Origin of the sequence: Flavobacterium johnsoniae, from assembly GCF_030388325.1 — a bacterium.
GTDB lineage: Bacteria > Bacteroidota > Bacteroidia > Flavobacteriales > Flavobacteriaceae > Flavobacterium > Flavobacterium johnsoniae_C.
The window spans coordinates 4,566,365-4,592,067 of the sequence record NZ_CP103794.1 but is presented as its reverse complement, the minus strand read 5'-3'; the positions used below and the strand labels follow the sequence as shown (position 1 = coordinate 4,592,067).

18 protein-coding genes and 3 tRNA genes are annotated in these 25,703 nt (G+C 33.6%); 10 read left to right on the top strand and 11 right to left on the bottom strand.

Features of this window, described 5'->3' with window-relative positions:
• Window positions 1–139 precede the first annotated feature (139 nt).
• Window positions 140–2,653: a nitrite reductase large subunit NirB gene (gene nirB, locus NYQ10_RS19415; RefSeq protein ID WP_289877885.1), complete on the bottom strand. Its 2,514-nt coding sequence runs from the start codon at window positions 2,651–2,653 to the stop codon at window positions 140–142.
• 270 nt (window positions 2,654–2,923) lie between these two features.
• Between nirB and NYQ10_RS19410 the strand changes: the two genes are divergently transcribed.
• Window positions 2,924–3,697, top strand: a complete 774-nt coding sequence (locus tag NYQ10_RS19410) for an META domain-containing protein (protein ID WP_289877884.1) — start codon at window positions 2,924–2,926, stop codon at window positions 3,695–3,697.
• A 220-nt stretch (window positions 3,698–3,917) separates the two neighbouring features.
• On the opposite strand, the gene NYQ10_RS19405 is transcribed toward NYQ10_RS19410, so the two are convergent.
• Window positions 3,918–5,132 (bottom strand): DUF2130 domain-containing protein, encoded by a 1,215-nt coding sequence (locus NYQ10_RS19405; protein ID WP_436836296.1) that lies wholly within the window; start codon window positions 5,130–5,132, stop codon window positions 3,918–3,920.
• Window positions 5,133–5,417: 285 nt separating this feature from the next.
• On the bottom strand, window positions 5,418–5,954 hold the full coding sequence (locus NYQ10_RS19400; protein WP_289877883.1) for a LysR family transcriptional regulator: 537 nt from the start codon (window positions 5,952–5,954) through the stop codon (window positions 5,418–5,420).
• A gap of 216 nt (window positions 5,955–6,170) precedes the next feature.
• Here NYQ10_RS19400 and NYQ10_RS19395 point away from each other — a divergent pair, with 216 nt between their 5' ends.
• Window positions 6,171–6,878: a class I SAM-dependent methyltransferase gene (locus NYQ10_RS19395; protein ID WP_289877882.1), complete on the top strand. Its 708-nt coding sequence runs from the start codon at window positions 6,171–6,173 to the stop codon at window positions 6,876–6,878.
• 98 nt (window positions 6,879–6,976) lie between these two features.
• Here the strand turns inward: NYQ10_RS19395 and NYQ10_RS19390 are convergent, their stop codons facing one another.
• From NYQ10_RS19390 to NYQ10_RS19380, 3 genes are all read right to left on the bottom strand, one after another.
• The gene (locus tag NYQ10_RS19390; protein ID WP_276172914.1) at window positions 6,977–7,255 is read right to left on the bottom strand and encodes a putative quinol monooxygenase; all 279 of its coding nucleotides are present in this window, start codon (window positions 7,253–7,255) and stop codon (window positions 6,977–6,979) included.
• A 2-nt stretch (window positions 7,256–7,257) separates the two neighbouring features.
• Complete coding sequence (locus NYQ10_RS19385) at window positions 7,258–7,863, bottom strand: NAD(P)H-dependent oxidoreductase (protein ID WP_289877881.1); 606 nt, start codon at window positions 7,861–7,863, stop codon at window positions 7,258–7,260.
• Between the two features lie 314 nt (window positions 7,864–8,177).
• On the bottom strand, window positions 8,178–9,164 hold the full coding sequence (locus NYQ10_RS19380) for an aldo/keto reductase (RefSeq protein WP_289877880.1): 987 nt from the start codon (window positions 9,162–9,164) through the stop codon (window positions 8,178–8,180).
• A 116-nt stretch (window positions 9,165–9,280) separates the two neighbouring features.
• On the opposite strand from NYQ10_RS19380, the gene NYQ10_RS19375 reads away from it, so the two are divergent.
• Window positions 9,281–10,126 (top strand): AraC family transcriptional regulator, encoded by an 846-nt coding sequence (locus NYQ10_RS19375; protein ID WP_289877879.1) that lies wholly within the window; start codon window positions 9,281–9,283, stop codon window positions 10,124–10,126.
• Window positions 10,127–10,250: 124 nt separating this feature from the next.
• On the opposite strand, the gene NYQ10_RS19370 is transcribed toward NYQ10_RS19375, so the two are convergent.
• On the bottom strand, window positions 10,251–11,012 hold the full coding sequence (locus NYQ10_RS19370) for a C40 family peptidase (RefSeq protein ID WP_289877878.1): 762 nt from the start codon (window positions 11,010–11,012) through the stop codon (window positions 10,251–10,253).
• Window positions 11,013–11,081: 69 nt separating this feature from the next.
• A complete protein-coding gene (locus tag NYQ10_RS19365) occupies window positions 11,082–12,260 on the bottom strand; it encodes an acetyl-CoA C-acyltransferase (RefSeq protein WP_289877876.1) in 1,179 nt (392 codons plus the stop codon).
• Between the two features lie 237 nt (window positions 12,261–12,497).
• Between NYQ10_RS19365 and NYQ10_RS19360 the strand changes: the two genes are divergently transcribed.
• From NYQ10_RS19360 to NYQ10_RS19330, 7 genes are all read left to right on the top strand, one after another.
• Window positions 12,498–12,581 (top strand) — tRNA-Ser (locus NYQ10_RS19360).
• Window positions 12,582–12,594: 13 nt separating this feature from the next.
• Window positions 12,595–12,669: transfer RNA gene (locus NYQ10_RS19355), tRNA-Pro, on the top strand.
• Window positions 12,670–12,701: 32 nt separating this feature from the next.
• Window positions 12,702–12,775: transfer RNA gene (locus tag NYQ10_RS19350), tRNA-Arg, on the top strand.
• 734 nt (window positions 12,776–13,509) lie between these two features.
• Window positions 13,510–16,305 (top strand): outer membrane beta-barrel family protein, encoded by a 2,796-nt coding sequence (locus tag NYQ10_RS19345; protein ID WP_289877875.1) that lies wholly within the window; start codon window positions 13,510–13,512, stop codon window positions 16,303–16,305.
• A 4-nt stretch (window positions 16,306–16,309) separates the two neighbouring features.
• The gene (locus tag NYQ10_RS19340) at window positions 16,310–17,095 is read left to right on the top strand and encodes a GLPGLI family protein (RefSeq protein ID WP_289877874.1); all 786 of its coding nucleotides are present in this window, start codon (window positions 16,310–16,312) and stop codon (window positions 17,093–17,095) included.
• 96 nt (window positions 17,096–17,191) lie between these two features.
• On the top strand, window positions 17,192–17,935 hold the full coding sequence (locus tag NYQ10_RS19335; protein ID WP_289877873.1) for a trypsin-like serine protease: 744 nt from the start codon (window positions 17,192–17,194) through the stop codon (window positions 17,933–17,935).
• 107 nt (window positions 17,936–18,042) lie between these two features.
• On the top strand, window positions 18,043–18,414 hold the full coding sequence (locus NYQ10_RS19330) for a hypothetical protein (RefSeq protein ID WP_289877871.1): 372 nt from the start codon (window positions 18,043–18,045) through the stop codon (window positions 18,412–18,414).
• Window positions 18,415–18,547: 133 nt separating this feature from the next.
• On the opposite strand, the gene NYQ10_RS19325 is transcribed toward NYQ10_RS19330, so the two are convergent.
• The 3 genes from NYQ10_RS19325 to NYQ10_RS19315 form a co-directional block, all read right to left on the bottom strand.
• The gene (locus tag NYQ10_RS19325) at window positions 18,548–19,810 is read right to left on the bottom strand and encodes an MFS transporter (RefSeq protein WP_289877870.1); all 1,263 of its coding nucleotides are present in this window, start codon (window positions 19,808–19,810) and stop codon (window positions 18,548–18,550) included.
• 244 nt (window positions 19,811–20,054) lie between these two features.
• The gene (locus NYQ10_RS19320) at window positions 20,055–22,850 is read right to left on the bottom strand and encodes a M16 family metallopeptidase (protein WP_289877868.1); all 2,796 of its coding nucleotides are present in this window, start codon (window positions 22,848–22,850) and stop codon (window positions 20,055–20,057) included.
• 233 nt (window positions 22,851–23,083) lie between these two features.
• Window positions 23,084–25,681: an alpha/beta hydrolase family protein gene (locus NYQ10_RS19315; protein ID WP_289877867.1), complete on the bottom strand. Its 2,598-nt coding sequence runs from the start codon at window positions 25,679–25,681 to the stop codon at window positions 23,084–23,086.
• Window positions 25,682–25,703: the final 22 nt, after the last annotated feature.

Sequence of the window (25,703 nt, the reverse complement as noted above, 5' to 3'; positions counted from 1 at the left end):
GCAAACGTTTAATGATTTTTTTTTTTTTTTTTTGGAGCTTTATGGTGTTTTGCCACGAAGACGCTAAGACGCTAAGTTTTTTTCTTTAAGTTTTTATAATTTGACTTTTGGCTTTGTGTCTTTGTTGCAAGATATTTTTTTAAGTCCACGCTTTTGGTGCTTTTTGGTCTCTTAATGGCACAAAAGCAATGTTGTCATCTTTCTCGTCTGAGTTCACAAAATGATTGAAACGTTTCAATAATCTTGGTTTTTCTAAAACTTGTTTCCATTCGCATTCAAAAGTGTTTACTAAAGTCTGCATTTCGGCTTCTAATGTTTCGCAGATTCCTAGGCTGTCTTCGATAATAACTTCTTTTAAATACTCTAAACCTCCGTCTAGTTTTTCTAACCAAGTTGAAGTTCTAATTAGCGGACCGGCAGTGCGGATGTAATACATTAAGAATCTGTCCATGTATTTTATAACCGTTTCTTTGTCGATTTTTTCGGCTAATAAAACCGCATGCTTTGGGTTTGCACCACCATTTCCTGCGATGTATAAATTCCATCCGCCTTCAACGGCGATTAATCCGAAATCTTTTCCGCGTGCTTCTGCGCATTCGCGAATGCATGCCGAAACTCCACCTTTTAGTTTATGCGGAGAACGAATTCCTTTGTATCTGTTTTCGAGTTCGATAGCAAATCCGGCGCTGTCGTCCATTCCGTAACGGCACCAAGCATTTCCGACACAGCTTTTTACTGCACGAAGCGATTTTCCGTAAGCATGACCGCTTTCAAAACCATTGTCGATTAAGATTTTCCAGATTTTTGGAAGATCACTCAAATGTGCTCCGAATAAATCAACTCTTTGCGCTCCGGTAATTTTGGTATATAAATCGAATTGTTTTGCCACTTCGCCAATTACGATTAATTTCTCGGCAGTAATTTCTCCACCAGCAACTCTCGGAACTACAGAATATGTTCCGTTTCTTTGGATATTAGCCAAAAATCTATCGTTTGTATCTTGCGTGGTTACGTGCTTGTTTGCCGTATCGTTGTAAATACTAGAGAAAATTGATGCTACAACAGGTTTGCAGATTTCGCATCCGTCGCCTTTTCCGTGATGATCTAAGACATCGTAGAAATTTTCATACTTATTAATTTTTACCAAATCAAATAATTCCTGACGCGTGTAACTGAAATGCTCGCAGATAACTTCTTTTACCTCTTTTCCTAGAGATTTTTGAGTCGCTTTTACCAAATCAGAAACCATAGGTTTACAGCCTCCACAACCAGAAGTGGCTTTGGTTGCTTTTACTACGTCTGAAAGTGAAGAACAGCTTTCGTCTAAAATTTTGCAGCAAATTGAACCTTTCGTCACATTTTCGCAAGAACAAATTACTGCTGTGTCTGGCAAATCCATTACACTTCCTAAACTTGAACCTTCAGAACCGTCTCTTGAACCTAAAATCAAATCTTCTGGATTTTTAGGCAAAGCCATTCCGTTATTATAAATCTGAAATAGCGAATTGTAATCGCTAGAATCTCCAACTAAAATTCCACCTAAAAGCGTTTTAGAATCTTTGGTAACGTTAATTCTTTTGTAGATTCCGCTTAACTTATTCTCATATATAATAGCGGTTACATTTTCATTTTCTATAAAAGGATCACCAAAACTTGCTACTTCAACACCAATTAATTTTAATTGAGTCGACATATCGATGGTTTCTCTCATGGTTTTCTCGCCATTTAAGATTTGCTCGGCGGCAACATCGGCCATTTCGTAACCTGGAGCAACAAGTCCGTAAATGTTTTGGTTATAAAGTGCCGCTTCTCCAATTGCAAAAATAGAAGGATCTGATGTCTGCATTTGATTGTTTACCACAATTCCACCTCTTACACCAACTTCAAGTCCCGAAACTCTTGCCAGTTCGTCGCGAGGTTTAATTCCGGCAGAAATAACCAACATGTCTACTTTTAACAATTCGTCGTTTGCAAACATCATTCCTGTTATACTTTCCTTTCCGTCAATATATTGCGTCGCTTTGTTAAGATGAATTCCGATATTTAATTCTTCAATTTTAGCTTGAAGCATATCGCTGGCACCTTGATCCAATTGTCTTGGCATTAAGCGTGGAGCAAATTCCACCACATGCGGATTCAATCCTAAATCTCTAACGGCTTTTGCTGCTTCAAGACCTAATAAACCGCCACCCAAAACTGCAGCTTCTGTTGCACCTTTTATTTTTATTTTTTTGGCGTAAGACATAATGGCATCCAAATCTTCGATGGTTCTGTAAACAAAAACACCTTCTTTTTCTACACCTTCAATTGGCGGAACAAATGCCGAAGAACCTGTAGCTAAAACTAAGTAATCGTACGTATGTGTTTTTCCTAAGTGCGTGTGAATTGTTTTTACATCACGATTAATATCTGTAATTAATTCAGATGTGTTTAGAATAATATTGTTTTCTAAGTACCATTCGGTTGTAGATAATGATAAATCATCTGCTGTTTTTCCTCCAAAGTATTCACTTAAGTGAACGCGATCGTAGGCTCGTCTTGGTTCTTCACCAAATACAGTAATCTGATACTTTTCTTGTCCTGATTTTGCAATGAATTTTTCGCAAAATTTATAACCAACCATGCCGTTTCCAACTACTATTACTCTAATCATGATTTTTTTAATTAAGTATTACTACGCAAATATAAGTATTTGTACTTATAAAAATACGTAATAAAAATATTTTTTGAGTAGATTGAAGTTTTCATGACTACGTATTTTGTCGTAATCTTTTACGTAGTACGGCTTTTAGATGAATTTGGCGAATTGATATTTTTATAAATTTGAAAAGATTCTAAATAAGCTTTTCAAAAAAATGTCGTAAATTCATAAGAATTTTATGGTTGTTTTTCTTAAGAAGAACATTTTTTAAACAGAAATACTATGAAAAGAATCCTTTCAATATTGCTATTATCAGTTTTAATGATAGGCTGTAAAAGTACAGCGGGCAAAGAATCAAAAGATAAAACACCTTCAGGAACATCTCAAGACGATTTGAATTTTTATTTTAAAGCTACTGGAAATGAGCCGTTTTGGGGAATTAAAATAGGAAATGATCAAATTATTTTCACCTCATTAATTGCAGGAAAAGAAAGTATTACTTTTCCTGCCGTTGAGGCAATACGAGCTATGGATGCAAATGTTCGAATGTATAAAGTAAGTAACGAAACTGCTTCTGCAACTATAACAATTCAGCAATTAGACTGTCAAGATTCTATGTCTGGTGCAATTTCGCCTTATAGTGTCAAGGTTGAGATTAAAAACAATTCAGAATTAGAAACGAAAAAATTGAGCGGATGCGGAAAATTTATTACAGATTATCGTCTTCATGATATTTGGGTTTTGGAAGAATTGAACGGATATAAAGTTTTTGCAACCGATTTCCAGAAAGAATTTCCGAGACTTGAAATTAATTCAACCGAAAACAGATTTTCAGGTTTTGGAGGTTGTAATTCGATTACAGGACAAATTTTTTACGAAAAAGATCTTTTGCGTTTTACCAAAGTGGTTTCGACTTTAATGGCTTGCGCACCTGGAAATAAAGAAGGAGATTTTTTAAAAGCATTGCAAAGCACAACAACTTATTCTATTGAAAATAATAGGCTTACGTTGTCAAATCCTTCTGGGAAATTAGCGGTTTTGAAGAAAGTCGATTAACATTTATATCTTTTTTACACATTTTTTGTCATTTCGACGAAGGAGAAATCTCCACGAGAAGATCTACAAAGATTGACTTATGGGAACGGAGCTACTTGCGAAGATTTCTCCTTCGTCGAAATGACAAACTTGGCGTTTTAATTTGAATAAAATTATTCAAACAATTCCTTAGGTTCTTCATCTTCCGATTCACCTTCAATAAAATCCAATTCTAATGCTTTTACACTCTGAACGGCATTTCCAGCGATTCCACGAATCGAGCCGTACATTCTAAAAAGTATGAACTTTGAACGATTTGCTTCTCACGTTGTTTCCAGATTCTCTGCATGGCTCTTTTTTCAGAATCTAAGTCGCTTTGCATTTGGGTGAAACCTTCTACAATTCCTTCGATTTGTAAACGGAATTCGTTGCTAGTCAAGAAATCATATAACATCGACATTTTATCGCCTTTGTTTTCTTGTGCCTGAACTGCTTGATTGATCTGAATTAAAGATTGACGTAAAACGGCGCTTAAACCTTTAAATTCTTCATAAGTGCAAATCCATATCCCGTCTCGCATGCCCATTCTTTCCATTCCAGACGGCATTACTTCTGTAACCAGAACTCCAATATTGGCTCTTTTGGTTCTAATATCATTTTTAAATTTTTCAATCCATGAAGGCTGAAACGCTTTTGTTCTCTTGCTTTCGTAATAAATCGAACCACAATTTTGATGTTCGCGCGTATTTACAATTTGAAGACAATCAGCGCCATTTGCACCTTTTTTAACTTCGTCAATACTGTCAAGAGGAAAGTTGTTTGCCAGCCATTCTTCAATCGCTAATTCCATTACTTCGCCTTGCAATTGCATAGAACCTTGCTCTTGCTTGCGTTTCATTTCTTCAGTAAGCTTTTTTTGTTCTTCAAGCTGTTTTTGAAGCTCTTTAAATTTTAACTCGTTTTTATCGTCTTCTTGTTTTCTAATTTTTTCACGTTCTAAAGTCAGTTGAACATTCAATTGCTTTTCAGCTTCGGCTTGAATGGCATCTTTCATTTCCAGTTTTTCGCGCTGTAATTTGGCGATTTCACCTTCCATTTTATTTAATTCCCTGATTTTTTCCGATTTTTCAGAGAGTTCTTTTTCCATTAAGAGTAAACGATCTTTGTTTTCTTCTTCAAGTTTTGTTTTCAACTTTTCCGAAATTTCTTTTTCCGCAATTTTTCTTTCACGCTCCAAACGCTCGGCAAAAAGTTCGTTTTCCTGCTTTTTCTTTGCTTCAAATTCGGCTTTAGCTTTTTCAAACTGCTCATTTTTAAGCTCTAATTCTTTATTTTGAATAGTAGCTTTTTGTTGAAATTCTTTACGGATACTATCTTCCAATTGATGCTTTAAGACATCATTTACGTCGATAGGAGTTCCGCAGTTTGGACACTGAATTGAAGATTGCTCAGCCATTTTATATTGAAATTTTTATTGTAGAATTTGAATTTGCTAAGATATTTAAAAGTTCTCTTTTTATGATGTGGATTTCTGTACTAATTTGTAACGAATTTTTTTTATTGCCACAGATTATAATGATTAAAAAAGATTTCTCTCATTTTTGTCATTTCAACGAAGGAGAAATCTCCACGAGAAGCTCTACAAAGATTGGCCTCTCTATGCGGAGCTACTTGCGAAGATTTCTCCTTCGTCGAAATGACAAACTACATGGATAATGTGTAGTAGAAAAAACTTAGCATCTTAGCGTCTTTGTGGCAATAAAAACTCAACAGCAGATCGAGTAATTTCAGAATGATCCTCTTTTGATGTAATTAACGAGACATTTGTATATAGATTAACCTTTTTCAATTCGATAAAACCAATTTCAGAATCTTGATTGTTTTTGGCAATGTTCGACGGAACAATAGAAATTCCTAAACCGTTTTTGACTAACTGTACAATTGAATTAATGTTATTGGCTTCGTGAATAATTTTCGGCGTAAAGCCATAAAAAGCGCAAAGTTCGCCTGACACATTCTCTGCTATTTTTTTTGTTTTTAATGAAATGCGTTCCAAATTCTGAAATAGAGATTTAACTTCTTTTTCGAAATATTTTCCAGCTTCGGTAAGTTCTACTTTTTTATTATTTCTGATGAAAAGTTTTGCTTGAAGTTCGTCTTCCAGTTCAGCAATCTGGCGGCTTAATGGAGGTTGGGAAATAAAAAGTTTTTCTGAAGCTTTGGTAAAGTTCAGTTCTTCGGCTACAGCCAAAAAATATTTTAAATGACGTAATTCCATGATACTTTTAAGGTATTATTAATTGATAAAAATAGTATTTTTAAAGTATTTATGAAAAAGATAGTTTTGAAAAAAGAATAATTCTCTCGCAGATTTGCGGATAAGGCAAATTATTAATTTTAGATAAATCATCTTAATCATAATAATTTCCAATCATATAATAGCAAAAAGATTAGCTCAATCTGCTTTGTCTGCGAGAGATAAAAAAACAAAGACATGAAAAAATCAACTATTGAAGAAATCAAAGAACGATTTGACAATGATGTCGAACGATTTTCTAATTTAGAAACAGGACAAGTGGCAACAATTGATGCTACAATTTCTTTAGAATTAATAACTGAAGCTTCAAAACGCATTGTTCCTAATGCTACAACTATTTTAGATGTTGGTTGTGGCGCAGGAAATTATGCTTTAAAAATGTTATCTAAATTATCAAATCTAGATTGCACTTTGGTCGATTTGAGTTTGCCAATGTTGAATCGTGCTTTTGAAAGGGTTTCAGCTGAAACAAACGGAAAAGTAGAAATAAAACAGGGCGATATTCGTGAAGTGGATTTAAAAGAAAATAGTTTTGATATTATTTTGGCTGGCGCAGTTTTGCATCATTTACGAGAGGATCAGGATTGGGAAACGACTTTTATAAAATTATTTAAATTATTGAAACCAGGCGGTTGCTTGATGATTTCTGATTTGATTACGCAAGACACAGAATTATTGAATGAATATACTTGGCAGCGTTACGGTGATTATTTAAAAGGAATTGGAGGAGAGGAATATCGTAAGAAAGTTTTGGATTATATTGAAAAAGAAGATTCTCCGAGATCTATGAATTATCAATTGGATTTGATGAAAAAAGTAGGTTTTTCAAAAGTTGAAATTTTACATAAAAATATGTGTTTCGGAGCTTTTGGCGGAATTAAATAAGTTTTATTCGCCACGAATTACACGAATTTTTACGAATGATTTTTTTCTTGTTTTAATGAAAATTAGTGCTAATTCGTGTAATTCGTGGCAAACAAAAGTTATAAAGTCTGTGCAGTTTTGTAAACCTGAATTGGACTAGAAACCAGCGTTTCTGTTTTTTTAATGAAATCTTGAAGATAAGATTGGCTGTTGTGTAAATCTAAACCTGGCTGATCTTTCCATTCTTCCCATAGAATAAAAACATTTTCTGAAGTATGTAAATCGTAACGAATACAGGCAGTTTCTTTTCTAGTTTCGGTTACTAAATGCGTCAGAAGGTTCTGAACTTCAATTAGATGCTCTGGTTTACTTTTTAAAATTGCTGTAATTGAGATCATGATTATAGATTTTTAAAAGTTTGCTCTAAGTGTTTGGTATATTGTTCTTTAAAGGTAATAATATTTTCTGGTGTTGCGCCTTTTTCTACATCATGAAAATGAAATCCGTTTATTTTTTCCATTCCTGTGAATTTGTTCATTTTGTGGAAACCAAACATTACGCCGTCATCAACAGAGGTTTCATCGAAAAATTCGCCAGGAAGCGTAAAAGCAGTTGCAGGTGCATTCCAGCTTGTAGTCAACATGTATTTGCGTCCGTGCAAAAGTCCGCCAGTTCCGTAATTAATGTCTGGATTTACGCGGCTTCTTCCATCACTTTTATAAATTCCGTTGTTGTGTCCTTGCGTGAAAACATCATCGATGTATTTTTTGAAAAGGTTCGGCAATTGAAACCACCAAACTGGTGTATGATAGATAATTAAATCTGCCCAAACGAATTTTTCAACTTCTTCCTGAAGATCAATTTCGTTTTCAATGTGAGTTGTTTTTATTTCGTAATTATTATTTTTAGAAAGAAATTCAATTGTCCAATCTTGAACGGTTTTGTTGAATTTTCCTCCTGAATGTGCGAATTTCTGTCCGCCATTTATTATAAATATCTTTTTCATTTTAATTTGTTATTTCTTATAAAAATGGATGCGTGAGGGATAGCAGTGGAAATCCTTTTGTGCCGGGGTTCGGAATAAAAGATTGGAACGAATAGCCCGGTTCGCCGCGCAAAACGCCCAAATTCTAATTATTTAAATTTTTGAGATTTTTTTTTTTTAACACATAGATTATCAAAGTTTGTCATTCCGAGGAACGAGGAATCTCCGTTGGTAGCTCCGCATAGAGAATGCCAAGCTTTGCGGAGTTTCTCGCGAAGATTCCTCGTTCCTCGGAATGACAAGATTGCGCAGATTTTGTGTCTATAAAAAGAGCATTATTTTATTTTAGCAATTGCCTGATTGATAAATTCCAATTCTGAAGCTGATAAATCGAAATCCATAGTTTTGGCGTTTGAAATAGCTTGTTCTGCGTTTCTTGCTCCAGCTAATACAATTGCGATTCCTTTTTGTAAAGTTGTCCAGCGTAAAACCAATTGCGAAATTGAAATGTTTTTTGAATGTGCTAATGAACTCAATTCTTCAATTAAAGTTTTTACTTGCTGCAAATCGAATTTTCCGAAATAACCGTTTCTGTGATCGTTTTCTTTTAATTTGCTGTCTGTGAAATATTTCCCAGTCAACAAACCTCTTTCCATTGGACTGTAAGCAATGATTCCGATGTTTTCTGAAACTGTAAACGGAATTAAATCTGCTTCGATTGAGCGGTTTAGCATGCTGTAAGCTACTTGGTTTGAAGACACTTGAATCGTTTTTTGTGCTTCTTGGATTTGTGCAACATTATAATTGCTTACTCCGAAAGCTCTGATTTTTCCTTGTTGAATTAAGGTTTCAACGGCTTCCATTGTTTCAGAAATTGGCGTTGTTGAGTCAGGCCAGTGAATTTGCAACAAATCAATATAATCTGTTTGAAGACGTTTTAAGCTTTCTTCGATTTCTTTGATTACATTTTCTTTTGATGAATATTTGTAAATCGGAACTTTTTTACCGTTATCGTCTGCATCAAAGAAGAAATCACCTTTTTCGTTGTTGCTTCCGTCCCAAACCAAACCGAATTTTGTAAGTAATTGAATTTTAGAACGATCGTAAGGTTTTATAGCTTCGCCAATCATTTCTTCGCTTAAGCCAAATCCATAAAAAGGAGCAGTATCGATTGTAGTAACGCCGTGGTCAATTGAAGCCTGAACAGATGCTATTGAATCTTTCTTTTCTGTTCCGCCCCACATTGTTCCTCCAATGGCAAAAGCGCCGTATGTAATAGCTGATAATTCAAGTTCTGAGTTGCCTAATTTTCTATATTCCATGATAATGATTTATTTCGTTTAAAATTGATGAGGCAAAATTATACTGTTTTTATGATTCTTATTTGGTATATATTTGTCTTTTTTAGGTATATTTGCATCTTCAAATAAATGGAATTATGAAAAAAGAAAACTTATATGAGCCTTTTACGGTTTCTTTTGAAACGCTGAATGAATATCCAGATGTGGGAGATCGTCATAATTTTTTCGAATTGGTTTACATTCTGGAAGGAACAGGAAGACAGTGTATTAATAAGAATATTTTTGAATATGATCCTGGTCATTTGTTCTTATTAACGCCTGAGGATTGTCATAATTTTACCATTGAAACCGAAACGAAATTTTTCTTTTTAAGGTTTAATGATATTTATTTGAAAAATTCGAGCCTTCAGAATGAAAATATTCAGCGATTAGAATATATTCTTCAAAATGCCAATCATCAGCCGGGATGTATTCTTAAAAATGATCCTGATAAATGTTTGGTAAAAGTAATGATTGAAGCGATTTGCCGTGAACATCAGGATAAGGATGTTTACAATCAAGAATTGATTCAGCAATTGGTAAACACACTTATTATTATTGTAGCGAGAAATATTGCAAAATACCTTCCAGAACAAGTAAATATTTCTACAGAAGCAAAAGCGATGGATATTCTGCAATATATTCAGAACAATATTTATTATCCAGAGAAAATCAAAGCAGAATCAATTAGCGATTATTTTGGAATTTCGAATACCTATTTAGGGCGTTATTTTAAGAAACATGCCAGCGAAACGATGCAACAATATATCAGCAATTACAAAACAAAACTGATTGAACATCGTTTGCAATTTAGCGAAAAGCGTATTAATGAAATTGCTTATGAATTTGGTTTTACGGATGAAAGCCACTTTAATAAGTTTTTTAGAAAGCAAAAGGGCTATAGTCCATCTGAGTTTAGAAAGTCAATTCGATTGAGTGCTTAAAAACACGGATTTCACTAATTTGCACGAATTTTTTTTGCCATAGATTTCACGGATTAAAGGATTTTTTAATCTGTGGTAATTTGTGACCCGAGCTACAGCAAACGGGCGAAGCAAATTTGTGTTTTTAAATAATCTTCTTAATTACGCGAAGTTTGTGAGTGTGCTTGTTTAATTCTGGATTATAAATTCCAGTGTGGTCTAAACGGTCAATACGAACTTTTCCACTTGCGTGAATGATATAATTATTGTCCATTATAATTCCTACGTGAGTAATATTTCCTTCGTCATTATCAAAAAAAGCTAAATCACCAGCTTCGCATTCTTCGATAAAACTTAACGGATCGCCTTCAAGCGCTTGTTGAGAAGCATCGCGATGAATTTTATAGCCGTTTAATTTATAAACCATTTGAGTAAATCCGGAACAGTCAATTCCAAAAGGAGTTTTTCCGCCCCAAAGATAAGGCGCGTTCAAATACATAAATGCTGTGTTTATAATAGCGCTTTTTGGTTTGATGCCACTCGTTTTGGTTCCTTCAAAATCAAAATTCGAAGTATTGATTTCGCTATTATTCAAAAAAGATAAAGATGCTCCAAGCGGAATAGGAAGTAATAAGTTATTTGGAGCAGTGATATAATCAATTAAATCTGCGTTTAAGATAATTGCTTCTTTACTCAGTTGATCAAATTGTTCTTTTGAAATTACCTGATATTGTTTTGAATCCATCCAGCCAACATAGTCGTCATATTGAATTCTTATTTTAGCCCATTGATTTTGGCGTTCTAAGATTTCGATGTGTTCACCAAACAAGAGTTGAGTGACGATTTCACTTCTGTCGCTTGGTTCAGATCGAACGGGTGCTATGGCAAGATTGCAAATTCCGAACATGTATGGAAAATTATAAGTTGAAAATCAGGAATTATGTATTATAACTCCTGATTTTTATTGATATTGTTTTTAAGCTCTTTCGATAACAATTGCTGATGCTCCACCGCCACCGTTGCAAATTGCAGCAGCTCCAGTTTTTGCATTGTTTTGTTCTAAAACATTTAGTAAAGTTACAATAATACGTGCTCCTGATGCTCCAAGAGGGTGCCCTAAAGAAACTGCACCGCCGTTTACGTTTACTTTGTTATTATCTAAATTTAAGATTTTTGCATTGGCTAATCCTACTACAGAAAACGCTTCGTTGAATTCGAAGAAATCGACATCTGAAATTGAGATTCCAGCTTTGTCTAAAGCTTTTGGTAAAGCTTTCGCAGGACTTGTTGTAAACCATTTTGGTTCTTGTGCAGCATCTGCGTAACCTTTTATGTAAGCCAAAGGTTTTAAACCTAAAGCATTTGCTTTTTCTTCAGACATTAAAACTAAAGCAGCCGCTCCATCATTGATTGTAGAAGCATTTGCAGCAGTAACTGTTCCGTCTTTTGTAAAAACAGCGCCTAAAGATGGAATTTTATCTAATTTAACATTAGTATATTCTTCGTCTTTTGAAAAGATAATCGGTTCTCCGCGTCTTTGCGGAACTTCAACGGGAACAACTTCGTTGTTAAATTTTCCGGCATCCCAAGCTTTTGCACTTCTTTCGTAAGATTGAATAGCGAAAGCATCTTGTTCTTCACGGCTGATGTTGTATTCAGTTGCACATAAATCAGCGCAAACTCCCATTGCGTTGTTATCGTAAGCATCTGTCAAACCGTCTTTTTGCATTCCGTCAAGCATAGTTGCAGGGCCAAATTTATTTCCAGCACGCATTTGTACATAATGAGGAATCAAGCTCATGCTTTCCATTCCGCCCGCTACTACAATTTCAGCGTCTCCGCATGCGATTGCCTGAGCAGCAAACATAACAGCTTTCATTCCAGAAGCGCAAACTTTGTTAACAGTTGTAGCGGCAACTTCTTCAGACAAACCAGCAAAAAGCGCTGCTTGACGAGCCGGAGCTTGTCCAACGCCTGCCTGAATTACATTTCCCATGAAAACTTCATCAACTAATTTTGGGTCTAGGTTAATTTTAGAAAGGGCTCCTTTAATAGCGGCAGCGCCTAATTTTGGTGCAGGTACGGTAGATAACCCTCCCATGAAACTTCCGATAGGTGTTCTAACGGCAGAAACGATAACAACTCTTTTGTTCATTTTCTGTTAATATTAGTTATAAAGCAAATTTACTCTTTATTTGAATAAATTCAAATTTTGTGTAGAATAGGGTAGATTTTAAATTTGAGTCAAATTTTTGTTAATTCTATTTGTTTGATTGTGAAGTGTTTTTGAAAAAAGATAAAAAAAAACTAAAAAAACTCAAAAAAAAGCTTGTGAGAAAAGGAATGTTGTTATACATTTGCACTCGCAAAACGGAAGCAATTCCTTGAGCAAGGAGAGGTGCCAGAGCGGTAATGGAGCAGATTGCTAATCTGTCGACGGGTAACCGTCGCCAGGGTTCGAGTCCCTGTCTCTCCGCTTAAATTTGCCTCGGGGTGTAGCGTAGCCCGGTTATCGCGCCTGCTTTGGGAGCAGGAGGCCGCAGGTTCGAATCCTGCCACCCCGACAGAAACTTTGCCATAAAGTTTAAAAAGAAATGGTTCCATAGCTCAGCTGGATAGAGCAACGCACTTCTAATGCGTAGGTCGAAGGTTCGAATCCTTCTGGGATCACAACAAAAGCCACTCATATCGAGTGGCTTTTTTGTTTTCTATATTTAACTGTTTTTAAAATCGATAAAAATAATGTGGCAAAATTTTGCCAAACGATTTTTGAAATATACTTAAAACATAGAGTAGACAAGGATTGTGACCTATAGTTGCAATTCCTCTTCATTCACCAGACCTCCAAAATTGATTCGTCATTTTTGGAGGTAATTTTATATTTCTTGTGTATTTGTTAATATTCGTCTTTTTGCTGAGTAAGATTAGAAAAAAAATCTAAAATAATGTTCTCTTTTGAATGGGTTTATACAGCGATAAAGTCTATGAGTTGCGACATTTTTCTGAACTAGTCAGAAGAAATTGGCAATAAATATTATTGCTGATGTAAATAATTAATCATGAAATTATAAGTAAATTCTTTTTTTTTAAATATTGTAGTATTTTTATTTATTTTTGAGCCATATTGATATTTAACTGTTATAGTAATAATTATTAATTAAAATCATTAAAATTCAAACTGCTAACAACAAAACCACTCAAAAAGAACATGAATTTCATAAAATTAAGCCGCTATCCTTCAGTAGGTCTAGATCAAAAGATACTATTGCAATTTCTATTGTAGAATCTGCAATCTACAATTTTGCTTACCTAAAAAAAATCTCACAACAAATGCATTTTATTTCTATTTCTAAAAAAATGGAATAGAATTATAATGCCTCTTTTCAAAAAACCGCAACCCATTAATGAGAAAAACAATTCTAGTATTATCGCTTTTTTTTTTATCAAACGCTTTACAGGCACAAATATCTGGCACAGTTAAAGGATATGTAAAAGATACTATAAACAATTCTACTTTAACGAAAGCATCAGTCTCTTTGTTAAGAGCACAAGATTCCATTTTAGTAAAATTTACCAGAGTCAAAGAAAATGGTTATTTTGAGTTGAATAATATTAAAGCCGGTAAATTTATTTTATTGGTTTCTTATCCCAAATATGCTGATTTTGTAGATCAATTTTCTGTTGATTCCACGAAGTTAATCAAAGATTATGGTAAAATTAATTTGGCTGACAAAGGAAGAATATTATCCGAAATAATTATAAAAGGCAATAGAGCCGCGATGAAAATCAAAGGAGATACGTTAGAATTTGATCCAAAAGCATTTAAAATTGAGCCTAATGCAAAAGTGGAAGATCTGATAAAACAATTCCCAGGAATACAAATTGATAAGGATGGAAAAATTACCGCTCAAGGCGAAACTGTTACCAAAGTTTTGGTTGATGGTGAAGAATTTTTTGGTGATGATCCGACTTTAGTTACAAAAAATCTACGTGCGGACATGGTTGATAAAGTGCAATTGTATGACAAAAAAAGTGACCAAGCCGCTTTTACAGGAATTGACGATGGCCAGAAAACCAAAACGCTGAATGTTAAACTTAAAGAAGACAAAAAAAATGGTCATTTCGGAAAAGTAGAACTCGGAGGCGGAACTGATAATTTTTACAAAGGTCAAGCCATGTTTAATAAGTTTTGGGATAAGAAAAAATTAGCAGCTTATGGTATTTTAGGCAACACAGGACAAGTAGGATTAGGATGGGGAGATAAAGACAAATATGGCCAAAGCGGTTATCAGGTAACTGATGATGGCGGTATTTATTTTTCAAACAATGGAAATGATGAGTTTGATAGTTGGGACGGGCAATTTAATGGTGAGGGAATTCCAGTAGTTCAAACTGGAGGAATACATTTTGACAATAAATGGAACAAGGATAAAGAATCTATCAATGCAAATTACAAAATTGGCGATATCAAACTTTCAGGAAATCGCAATGATATTAACCAGCAAAATTTAAGTTCTAGCAGCATTTATAATACTTCAGACAAGAGTTTTGAAAAAAACATGACTAAAAACAAACTTGATCTTGCTTATGAAATTAAAATTGATACTACTTTAACTTTAAAATTAAATGTTGATGGATTATTTAAAAAAAGTAATTCAAGTGAAGCAGAAATGCGAAAAGGTACTGACGAACAAGGTAACCAATTGAATAATTTGAAACAGACAACTACAAACGATGTTGATGATAAAGCATTTAATATAAATACTTTGTTAACCAAAAGACTAAAAAAAACGGGTAGAACATTATCTATTAATTTAAGCCAATCAAGTACAGATAGCAAAAGTAATGGTTACTTAAATTCTAGGGCTGAATTTTTTACACCAGCCGTAATTAGTCCAGATAGCACCAAAGTAGTGGATCAAAACAAAGTCAATAATATTAGCAATAGGGCTTTTAAATCAAATTTAATCTATACCGAACCTTTATCCAAAAGCTTATCTTTAATTCTTAATTATGGATTCAATATCAGTAACGGAAAAGCAGATCGTAAATCTTTTAATCAATCTTCAAGTGGCGATTATAATGTTTTGGATTCCATCTTTAGTAATAATTATGAATTAGACCAAACAATAAACCAGGTTGGAGCGATTTTTAATTACAAGAAAAATAAAACTATTTTTTCTTTTGGTTCCAAATTTAGTGGTGTAAACTTTAAACAATATGATGTTTATACAGATAGTTATTTTAAGCAAAAATTTGTTAACTACATGCCTCAGATAAGCTATCAATATAATTTTAAACAAAGAGAATCACTACGTTTGTCGTATAACGGAAACACGGATCAGCCTACATTAGATCAGTTGCAGCCTATCCGAAACAATCAAAACCAATTAAATACAATTGTAGGTAATCCAAATTTAGATCCTTCTTTTAGAAATATTTTTAGAGGTAGTTATTACTCCTACAAAGTGCTCACCAATCAATATTTTTCGGTTAACGGATCGTATAATTTTACGATAAATCCAATAATAAGTAATGTGGCTACAAATGATAGAGGAGAAAGTATTTCTCAATTTGTAAACCTAGAAAACAAAGCGACAACAAGTTATTATTTGAATAGTAATTTTGGCAGAACAATAAAAGCCATAGACATGACAGCAGGAATTGGTTTAAGCGCCAACAAAAATGTAAACTATAATTACATTAATACTAAACTGAATAAAACTAAAAATTCAACTTATTCCTTTAATTTAAACTTATCAAAGTATAAAGAAAAAAAATATAATTTTAATACCAGCTTCGGACCTACTTACAATGTTGCCGATGCAAGTATAAACGAAAATAGTGATAGTAATGGTTGGGGTTTTAATGGAAATTTCTGGACTAGTGTAGAATTACCTTTCAAACTAGAAATTAGCACAGATGGTAATTATCAATATAATGGAAAAACGCAAGTGATTCAGGAAACTTTTGAACGTTTTATTTGGAATGCATCTATAACCAAAAAATTCTTAAAATCAGATAATTTAAGAGTTTCTATAACGGGAAGAGATCTTTTGAACCAAAATGTAGGATTTAATCGTTCGGCTTATAATGGAAACATCAGTCAAAGTACTTATACCACTATTCAAAGATACTTTATGTTCTCTGTAAGCTGGGATTTTAGCAAAATGGGCGGAGGAGAAATTAAACAAAACTAAAACCATGAAAACAATAATAAATCGCATTTTAATTTTAATAATTGTATTGATAAGCAGCAATACTTTTGCACAAAATGATCACTTTGTTGAAAATGGCGTAATCGAATTTGAGAAAAAATCAAATATGTATGCTTTGATTACCAAAAAAATAAAAGGTGAAACTGATAGTTATTATCAAGCTGCTTTTGAAAGTTATAAAAAAAACAATCCGCAATTTAAAACCGTAAAAAGTACACTCAGCTTTTCAAAAAACAAGAGTTTATACAAATGGGAAGAAACAAATCAATCAGCAAATAACAATGCTTGGATTGCAGATGATGCAATGGCTAATTTAAAAAATGTTATCGCCACAGATCTTGATACGCAAACCAGTATTACACAAAAAAATGTTTACGATGATTTATACTTAGTAAAAGATAGTTTACGCAAAATTGACTGGAAAATTACCGATGAGACCAGAGAAATCGCAGGTTATGAATGCCGCAGAGCAAATGCCATAATTATTGATTCTGTTTATGTTGTTGCTTATTACACTATTCAAATTCCATTCTCAGGCGGTCCTGAATCTTTTACAGGCTTACCCGGAACAATTTTAGGCTTGGCTATGCCACATGAAAATATGACATGGTTTGCAACAAAAGTTACTGAAATTCCAGTTTCTGACAAAGATTTAGCTCCACCAATTAAAGGCAAACCTACTGACAATAAAGGACTAAACAAAATACTTTTGGATGCTTTGAAAGACTGGGGGAAATGGGCAAGAAAAACATTGCAAGCCTACTCTTTATAACTAGCTACTAAAATATGTATAGGCATTAGAAATGAAAATTTGCATAAACAAAAGTTTTTGTATTGACTGATAGTGAACTCTAAATTTGGAAGTATTATGAAATTTAAATTTTTTTTTGCTATTGCAACTTTATGGACAGCAGGTTGCTTCGGACAGGAGATTTCTTCAAATAAAGTATTCAAAGAAATAGCTTTGGTGAATGGAATCGAATTTACAAACCCGAAATATGATCAGCCAAAATTCAGCTGCGGCTTTCTTTTAAAATATAATAATGAAACATTTGCTGTTACAGCAAAACATCTACTTAAGATTATTAAGCCCGAGGGGATGACAACTTTGTCGTTGGAAAGCTATATTAAAAATTGGGCATTATACCCATTAAACAATAAGTCCGAAATTGTAATTTGTGATAAATTATTAAATGAAGACAAGTCTGAGAAATTGGAAGCCAAGTCAACTTATGACAATGACTGGCTGGTATTTTCCATAAAAGAAAGCTCTTCCAATATTATACCTTTGGAAATAAGAAAGACTCCTTTAACTCAGGGAGAAAAATTATATGTTGTAGGCTGGACCAGAACAATGGAAAATGGTCCTCAAAGGGTATATGAATTTGAATATTATAAAACAATTGCAAATCGTATTTTATTAAAAGATATTCTTGTGCCGGAGAAATTCGGAGGACTTAGTGGAGCTCCATTAGTAGATGAAAATGGTTTACTTGTCGGGATTGTCTCAAATGGGACGGTTGATCCAGATTCAAATAAGAAGTTTTTCTCTCCATGCTCGGTAACGAATTTAGCAGCTTTTTTGGAAAATAGAAGGTATGTTAAACAATAGGCCTATTATATTGTGTTGTAATGTATTTTGTAAAAAAATAAAACCTTTTAATTTGTTCAATATCATAACTAATGGATCGTATTGGTAAAAAAGTAAAATTTTAGGCAATGATTAGTTTTAAAGAATTTTGGCTTGATTATTCCATAGCAAGATATAATAAATTAAAGAAGTATGATTCTGATCCTGAAATAGACATTTTTATGCATGTCTCATTTATTCAATCTATAAATTTAAATACTATTTTGTGCTTATTTTGCAAAATAGTTAATCTTGAATTGGTATACTATTTATATGCTATGATTGCTGGTTCTATTATCGTCCTTGTATTTAATTTTCTATGGTACAAAAAATTAAATGCAAGAGATAAAAAACAAATAAAAAAAAGAATTCCTAAGTATACATTGCGCATATATAAATTGTATGCGTTATTTTCAACTGTACTTTTTGGACTTATACTTTATCTTTTGCGGCAGAATTAAATGTAACTAATCCTAATGCATAAAATGTGTTGATTGTTAATCATTGTATAATGCATTTACAGCAAAAAACTATTTTAGAAAAAGTACAAAACAGTCCAGAAAGCAGAAGAGAAGTAGTTATATGTTTGTGTGCTTAAACTTCATTATCCTCTTTCATATCTATTGTTTTTGGATGTAGGCTCACTAACTGTAAAACTATTGCAGTAAGAACAACAAATAATAGCAGTACAAAAACGTGTCTCATTCCGCCATTATCAGCGGCTTTTCCTAAAAACTCTGTAATAACGGCTCCAGCAGAAATACCTGCAAAATTCATAATTCCATATCCCGTAGCTCTGTAGCGGGGAGCAACAAACTGGCAGAGAATAGGCATGTTGTTGGTGTCGTATATTCCAAATCCAAGTCCAAAAAGGACAGCGCCAAAAACAATAGCGGTTATGTCACAGCAATAGCCAAATAAAAACAATGCCGGAATGGTAAGAAACAATCCGATAGCGCTGGTGTAAATTCTTCCTTTAATATGTTTCATCACCCATCTGTCTGAAATGGCACCTCCAATTAAAACACCAAAAAAGGAAGACATCGAAATGGTTACCGTTGCAATTGGTCCAGCCATAGACATGTCTAAATGTAAAGTTTCAGTAAATAAGGTGGGTAACCAGTTTTTGGCCGCCCAGCCTGGTAAACTTGGTGCAGAGAAATAAAAAAGTAAAACCCAAAAAGAAATATTACCGAATAATATTCCCAATCCTTTAAACATCTGTTTGAATTCATTGCGTAAAGATGATTTCTTTGTGGGATCTAAGAAATAAGTTTTCTTTTCTTGTATAAAAAATATAAGTATTAAACTGTAAAGTACACCGAATAAACCTACGGAGTGAAAGCTGAAATGCCAGGAAAAATACTTAGAAATAGTGGCACCAAAACCGCCGAGTGCTTGTCCTAAATAAATTCCAGTGGTATGAATTGCAATTGCAAAAGAGCGCGTTTTTTCCTGATGGTAATCTGCAATTAAGGATAAGGCAGCAGGAATGTAAAAGGCTTCGCTAAAACCCATAATACCGCGCAGAATATATATCTGATTGAAAGTTGTGGCATAACCCATTGCCATAGTCACTCCAGACCAGATAAAAAGACTGCCTATGATGATTCTTTTTCGGTTAAACCGATCCGCAATAATTCCAGAAACAGGGCTCATTAGCGCATAAATCCAAAGGAAAACAGCCATCAAAAGACCGAAATTTTCAGCTTTAGCCAATTCAGGAATGTCATCCATCATCGCTGATTTCATAGTGGAAAGCATTTGTCGGTCTAAATAATTCAATAAAGCAACAAACCATAGCAGGCCAACAACAATCCATGGATAGGATTTTCTTTCATTCAATTTTGCAATCATTCTCTTTTTTCAAAATAAAGGCCGAATATACGAATTCAGACGCAACATAAAAGAATTGTTTTTTCCATGTTATTTCTTTGTTTATACAAAGAGCCACGATTGTGCCATCAATTAAAATATCTTAATTAAAAAAACAATAAAGGCTGTCTAAAATAGACAGCCCTTAAAAACTAATTAAAATAAAAAATAAAAAAATCGATAAGAATATTATAAACCATCTGGAAACTTGGTTTATAAGAGATTCTTATTTTGCTTTCATTAGCACTTGTACGCTGTTAGATTTTTTTAAAGCATTTACGGTAAATTCTTTTAAATCTTTTGCTGTAATAGTGTTTAATGTATTTTTAAGAAGTTCAATATCAAGAGGCATTTCGTCGTTGCGAACGTAAGAAGTTAGCGCACTCAGCCAGTAACTATTTTCTTTTAACTGTTCCTGATTATTCTTGATTATAGATTGTTTAATGTCTTCTAACATATTTGACGGAATGTTTTCTGTTTGCACTCTTGCCAATTCTGCGTGTACAATTTTCACCAATGCATCTGCTTTGTCAGGATTACAGTCAAAATTGATTTCTAAAGAAAATAATGGAGTAGGTGATTGCGATAAATTGGCTCCAACCTGAACACCATAACTTCCGCCTTCTTCTTCACGAATTGTTTCCAAATAACGTTTCGTAAGCCATTCAGAAACCATATAACTCAGAATTTTATTCTTTTTAGAATACACAACATCTTTGTTTTCTAAATGAAGATAAACCGTTGTTTTTGGCGTATCCATTGTTCTGAAAATGGTTTTTTCCGTTTTTCCGTCTTTCATATAAATTTTATGATCAACGTATTTTTCTGTTTTTGAAGTTGACTGAAGATTTCCTAAGTAAGTATTAATTAAAGCAATATCTTTTTCAGAAATGCTTCCGACGAATAAAAAGGTAAAATCTCCTGCATTAGAAAAACGTTCAGAGTAGAATTTCTTCGCTTTATTCAAATCAAAAGCATTGATAAAATCCTGATTTAATGCCCAATTTCGTTTGCTGTAATTGGTGTTTAAAACCGAAATAGTATCGTTTAAAGCTTTTTCATTGCTGTTGTGAGCATTATTTAGTTTGTTTTGATATTGTTCTTTTATTTTATCAAAAGTTGTCGTGTCAAATCTCGGATGCTGGAAATATAAATATGTCAGCTGCAGTAAAGTTGTTAAAGATTCTTTGTTGCTGCTTCCGTTAAAACCTTCATATAAACCTCCAATATACGGACTAACACTTGCTGTTTTTCCAGTCAGTTTCTTTTTTAAATCGGTAAATTTATAATCGCCCAAACCAGAATAAGATGCCACAGCCGTTGCAATTTGTGCCGACGGAAGTTCTTGCCAATCTACAAGTGAATTTCCTCCCGAGCTGTAAGCAGAAAATAAAATCTGATCTTTGCTTAAAGTTGTTGGGTAAATAATCACTTTTGCGCCGTTTGCAAGAGTAAATTCTTTCGCATTCGCGAATGCTTTAATGTCGCTTGTTTTTGCAATTGCTTTTTCTGTCAATTGTTCTTTTACTAATGAAGCTGTTAATTCTTCTTCTTTATAAGGTTCCAATTTGCTGTTGGAAATGATTTTCATCGCATTCCAGTAATCATTTGCTTCAGGAAACTTAGTTGACGCATCTTCTGGAGCAGAAACGGATAAGATTAAATTTTGTTTAGGTTCTAAAGCTCTAAAAACACTATTAATTTGCTGAAATGTAACTTTATCCAGAAAGTTATTCATCCATTTGTATTCTTCGTCCATTGTCATTACTGGACTGGCTTCTAAGAAATACATTTGCAGTTGCTCTGCCCAAGATCCGTTGCTGATTTTATCTTTATTAGCCAGACGATTGTCATAACTACTGCGCATTTTAGTTTTTAAACGGTCTAATTCCTGTTGCGTAAATCCGTTTTGAATTGCTCTTTCATATTCTCTATAAGCTTCTGAAAATGCTTCTAAAAACTTGCCTTTTTTTGGTGTAATGTTTATCGAAAATTTACTTGCTAACCTAGAAAGATTATTGTTAGAAACTCCAAAAGATAAACCTGCAGTTTCATTGTTAATGATATATTCTCCAAAACGAATATTCATCAATTGCATCGCCAAGCTTTCTTGCATACTTTTTGTCATTTTTGATTCATCTTGAACCAAAGGTTTTGACTGAGTGTATGAAAGTGAAATTCCCGAACGCTGTAATTCTTTGTCTGTTGCCAGAACGTAACGGTTTTCTTTTTGAACAGGAATTTTTTCGTATTCTCTTTTGTTGATTTTCTTTGGAGTTGGTATCGAACCGAAAATCTCTTTAACCCTTTTTTCGATTAAAGCCGTATCGATGTCCCCTACGATCACGACAGCCTGATTTTGCGGTTGATACCATTTTTTATAATAATCTCTTAAAACCTGATATTTGAAATTATTGATAACATTCAAATCTCCAATTACATTTCGTTTTGCATATTTAGAACCTGCAAAAACTACTTTGTCAATTTTTTCTCCCGCTCTGTAATCTGCATTTCTTCTCGTACGCCATTCTTCACGAATTACACCTCTTTCGGCATCAATTTCATTATTTGCCAAAAGCAGAGATCCAGACCAATCATGCAACACGTACATACAAGAATCTAATAAGGTTTTATTGTCCGCAGGAACGTTACTGATGTTATAAACCGTTTCGTCATAAGCCGTATAAGCATTGATATCTTTCCCAAAAGAAACACCTTGCTTTTCGAGCATATTGATGATGCCTTTTCCTTTAAAATGTTCCGTTCCGTTAAAAGCCATGTGTTCTAAGAAGTGCGCTAATCCGTCCTGATCGTCGTTTTCTAGAATTGCTCCAACATTTTGCACGAAATACAAATCGGCTCTGTCTTTTGGCCATTCGTTATGCATAATAAAATACTGCATTCCGTTTGGCAATGTTCCGTGTACCACTTCTTTGGGTAACGGAAAAGTGGTTTTAAACTGCGCCGAAACCTGAGTTAAAGCCAGAAATAAGAAATGCGCTAAAATTAATTTTGCTTTCATTTTTGATAGTTATTGTTCTTTTTTTGATTGAATTTTAGTTTGAAAAAGGTATAAAAAGTCCCTGCTGTTTATTTGAAATCTTCAAAAAACAGTTGTAATGGAACACGGATTAAACAGATTCGCCTTGCGAAGACGCGGATTTACACAGATTTTTTTTTAAATTAAATCCGTTTTTATCCGCGTCTTCGCGATAGCGAATCCGTAAAATCCGCGTCTAATTTTTAAGCATTAAATTACATCCAGTCTGGTTTTGCTGAACTTTTTAAGTAGTAATCAAAATATTGTTGCATTTTGATTGTCCAGTCTTTTCTGTTTGCGGCATCGTCTAAAGTATGTCCTTCTTTTTTGTAATTCACTAATAAAGCAGGTTTTCCTAAACGACGAAGTGCAAAGAATAAAGATTGTCCTTCTTGATAAGGAACTGCACGGTCGTTATCATTATGGAAAATCAAAATTGGTGTTTTGATGCTTTTCGCAGAAAATAAAGGCGAGTTTTTAATGTATCCGTCAAGATTATCGTGCATCGAACTTCCCATACGATATTGATCGGCTTCGTATTTAAACATAGTCGAAATACCATTTGATCGCATTACAGGATAATTTGCCGTAAAATTACTTACGCCAGAACCTACAATCGCACAAGTGAAAAGATCTGTTTTAGTTGTTAAGAAAGAAGTTTCGTAACCTCCAAAACTATGTCCTTGAATTCCGATTTTTCCTTTTTCGGTAATGCCATTTGCAATTAAATATTCAACTCCGCTCATTACGTCATTGTAAACGCTGTTTCCAACATCGCCATAAACATAATGTACGTCTGGTTGAAAAACGATATAACCTCTGCTTAAGTAACTTGGAATATTAATATTAGAAGAACTTACTTCTGGCAATTGATACGTATTAAAATCGGTTGTGTGTTTTTCGTAGAAATGAACAATTACAGGATATGTTTTTTTGCTATCATAATTGTCTGGAAGATATAGATTTCCTTGATTTTCTTTTCCGTTAAAACTTTTCCAAGTCAATACCTTTGTAGTTCCCCAAGCATATTCTTTTTGCTGCGGATTGATATCTGTCATTCTAGACTGTGATCCAAAACTAGAAGTTCCCCACCACAAATCAGGAAAAATAGTATAGCTTGATTTTGAAAATAAAACACTTGAATTATCTCCAGAAACGGCTTCAACGCGAACATTGTAATCTGGATTGGCAAATATTTTTGTTACCGAATTATTGTTGATTAATCTGTAAACGCCATTGGATTTATGATCGAAATCAAAACCAACTAAAGTAACTGTTTTCTTTTGATCTAAATTACCAATAAAACCTTCTTCACCATAGCGAAGTTCAACTTTGTTTTTTCTTCCGTAACCTTGACTCAGAGAATAAGCCTTTTTTTGATTCGTAAGATCGATTGCCCACAAATCAAACTGATCGTATAAAACTACCGTATTTCCGTTATTTAACCAGCCTGCAATTCCGTAAGCAGTATTAGCAGATTTCATGTCTACGTTTTCGTCTGAAACCGGAAAAGGAATTTGCGAACTAATGTTTTTAAACTGCATTGAATCTGAATCAAATACAGTCCAAACTTTTTGCTTTTCATCATACATAACCGCAAAACTTCCTTGGGGATTCCATGAAATACCTCCAAAAACACCTGTAAGCACTTTGGTTGATTTTCCTGTTTCAGCATCAATCCAATAAATATCGCTTCTTTCGTTAAAAGTCCAATCTACTTCAACTGTATAAGGTTTTTTATCAATAGCAAAAACTCCTTTAAAATTGCCAGATTCTGGAATTAAAACCTGATCAAATTCGCCAGTTGAAGCTACTTTTATAACTTTTTTATTTTGAATGTCATAAATGAATTTTTGTTCACTTGGAAGCGTTTTAGAACTTCTCAACAATTCCTGTCTACGTTCCATAGTTCCTTGATTCGATTTCCATATTTCAACATTTGATTTTGCAATCTGAGTATTTTCAGGACGTTTGTTCGAATTTATCAATAAAGAAATAAATTGAGCATTTTCGTTTAAACCATAAGCGGTTTTTGAAATCGAAAAATTAGGATCGTTTAAAGCAATTTCATCATAATTGAATAAAGCTTTCGTCGAATTCGTATTCAAATTGAAATAATAAACCATATTGAATTCAGAACTGTTGCTTCCTTTTAAAGTAAAAGTTCCTCCGTTTTCTTTATCATTTAATTGAAAATCTCCAAAATCAGAAGCTTTTCCACTGTAAACAGTTTCTTGTTTTCCGCCGATTGTTCCGTGCTTTAGAAATATTTGATCTTTTTCAACTTGTAAATACACAATCGACTTGTTCTTTAAAAAACGAGACGATTTAATATTGTTTACAAAAATACTGTCGTTGCTTTCTAAGTTATAACAAACCAAACGTTGTAAAAAGATTTGGCCTTTTGGCGTTTCTGGACGCGTGTAATATAGAAAATCAGTTCCTTCAAGCGGATTCGTGTAATGCTTGCTTTTCCAAAGTTTTTTTGCTCCTGTTTTTAAATTTTGCAAAAGTGTACTGTCGTTTTTGCTGTACTGAATCCAGTCTTTTTTCCCGATGAATTTTAAATCGCTAATATTCTCCAAAACCAAACGTTTTCCTTTTGGAGCTTCCTGAATAATAATCTGTTTATTGTTTTCTTTTTCTTCATCTTGAAAAACGGTAGTGTAAGACATCCATTTTCCATTATAAGATAAAGCTTTAGAATTAATTCTTTTCCAAGATTGATAAGCCGATTCGTCTACTGCTTTTTTCTGAGCTGATAAACTATGCGCACCCAAAGCGAGCGCACATAGTAAAACTATTTTTTTCATATTTTTTTGATTTTCAAAAGCA

Bases quoted from the DNA above. Each gene is read 5' to 3' on its own strand.
- nirB (WP_289877885.1), bottom strand. From the start codon at position 2,653: ATGATTAGAGTAATAGTAGTTGGAAACGGCATGGTTGGTTATAAATTT.
- NYQ10_RS19410 (WP_289877884.1), top strand. From the start codon at position 2,924: ATGAAAAGAATCCTTTCAATATTGCTATTATCAGTTTTAATGATAGGC.
- NYQ10_RS19405 (WP_436836296.1), bottom strand. From the start codon at position 5,132: ATGGCTGAGCAATCTTCAATTCAGTGTCCAAACTGCGGAACTCCTATC.
- NYQ10_RS19400 (WP_289877883.1), bottom strand. From the start codon at position 5,954: ATGGAATTACGTCATTTAAAATATTTTTTGGCTGTAGCCGAAGAACTG.
- NYQ10_RS19395 (WP_289877882.1), top strand. From the start codon at position 6,171: ATGAAAAAATCAACTATTGAAGAAATCAAAGAACGATTTGACAATGAT.
- NYQ10_RS19390 (WP_276172914.1), bottom strand. From the start codon at position 7,255: ATGATCTCAATTACAGCAATTTTAAAAAGTAAACCAGAGCATCTAATT.
- NYQ10_RS19385 (WP_289877881.1), bottom strand. From the start codon at position 7,863: ATGAAAAAGATATTTATAATAAATGGCGGACAGAAATTCGCACATTCA.
- NYQ10_RS19380 (WP_289877880.1), bottom strand. From the start codon at position 9,164: ATGGAATATAGAAAATTAGGCAACTCAGAACTTGAATTATCAGCTATT.
- NYQ10_RS19375 (WP_289877879.1), top strand. From the start codon at position 9,281: ATGAAAAAAGAAAACTTATATGAGCCTTTTACGGTTTCTTTTGAAACG.
- NYQ10_RS19370 (WP_289877878.1), bottom strand. From the start codon at position 11,012: ATGTTCGGAATTTGCAATCTTGCCATAGCACCCGTTCGATCTGAACCA.
- NYQ10_RS19365 (WP_289877876.1), bottom strand. From the start codon at position 12,260: ATGAACAAAAGAGTTGTTATCGTTTCTGCCGTTAGAACACCTATCGGA.
- NYQ10_RS19345 (WP_289877875.1), top strand. From the start codon at position 13,510: ATGAGAAAAACAATTCTAGTATTATCGCTTTTTTTTTTATCAAACGCT.
- NYQ10_RS19340 (WP_289877874.1), top strand. From the start codon at position 16,310: ATGAAAACAATAATAAATCGCATTTTAATTTTAATAATTGTATTGATA.
- NYQ10_RS19335 (WP_289877873.1), top strand. From the start codon at position 17,192: ATGAAATTTAAATTTTTTTTTGCTATTGCAACTTTATGGACAGCAGGT.
- NYQ10_RS19330 (WP_289877871.1), top strand. From the start codon at position 18,043: ATGATTAGTTTTAAAGAATTTTGGCTTGATTATTCCATAGCAAGATAT.
- NYQ10_RS19325 (WP_289877870.1), bottom strand. From the start codon at position 19,810: ATGATTGCAAAATTGAATGAAAGAAAATCCTATCCATGGATTGTTGTT.
- NYQ10_RS19320 (WP_289877868.1), bottom strand. From the start codon at position 22,850: ATGAAAGCAAAATTAATTTTAGCGCATTTCTTATTTCTGGCTTTAACT.
- NYQ10_RS19315 (WP_289877867.1), bottom strand. From the start codon at position 25,681: ATGAAAAAAATAGTTTTACTATGTGCGCTCGCTTTGGGTGCGCATAGT.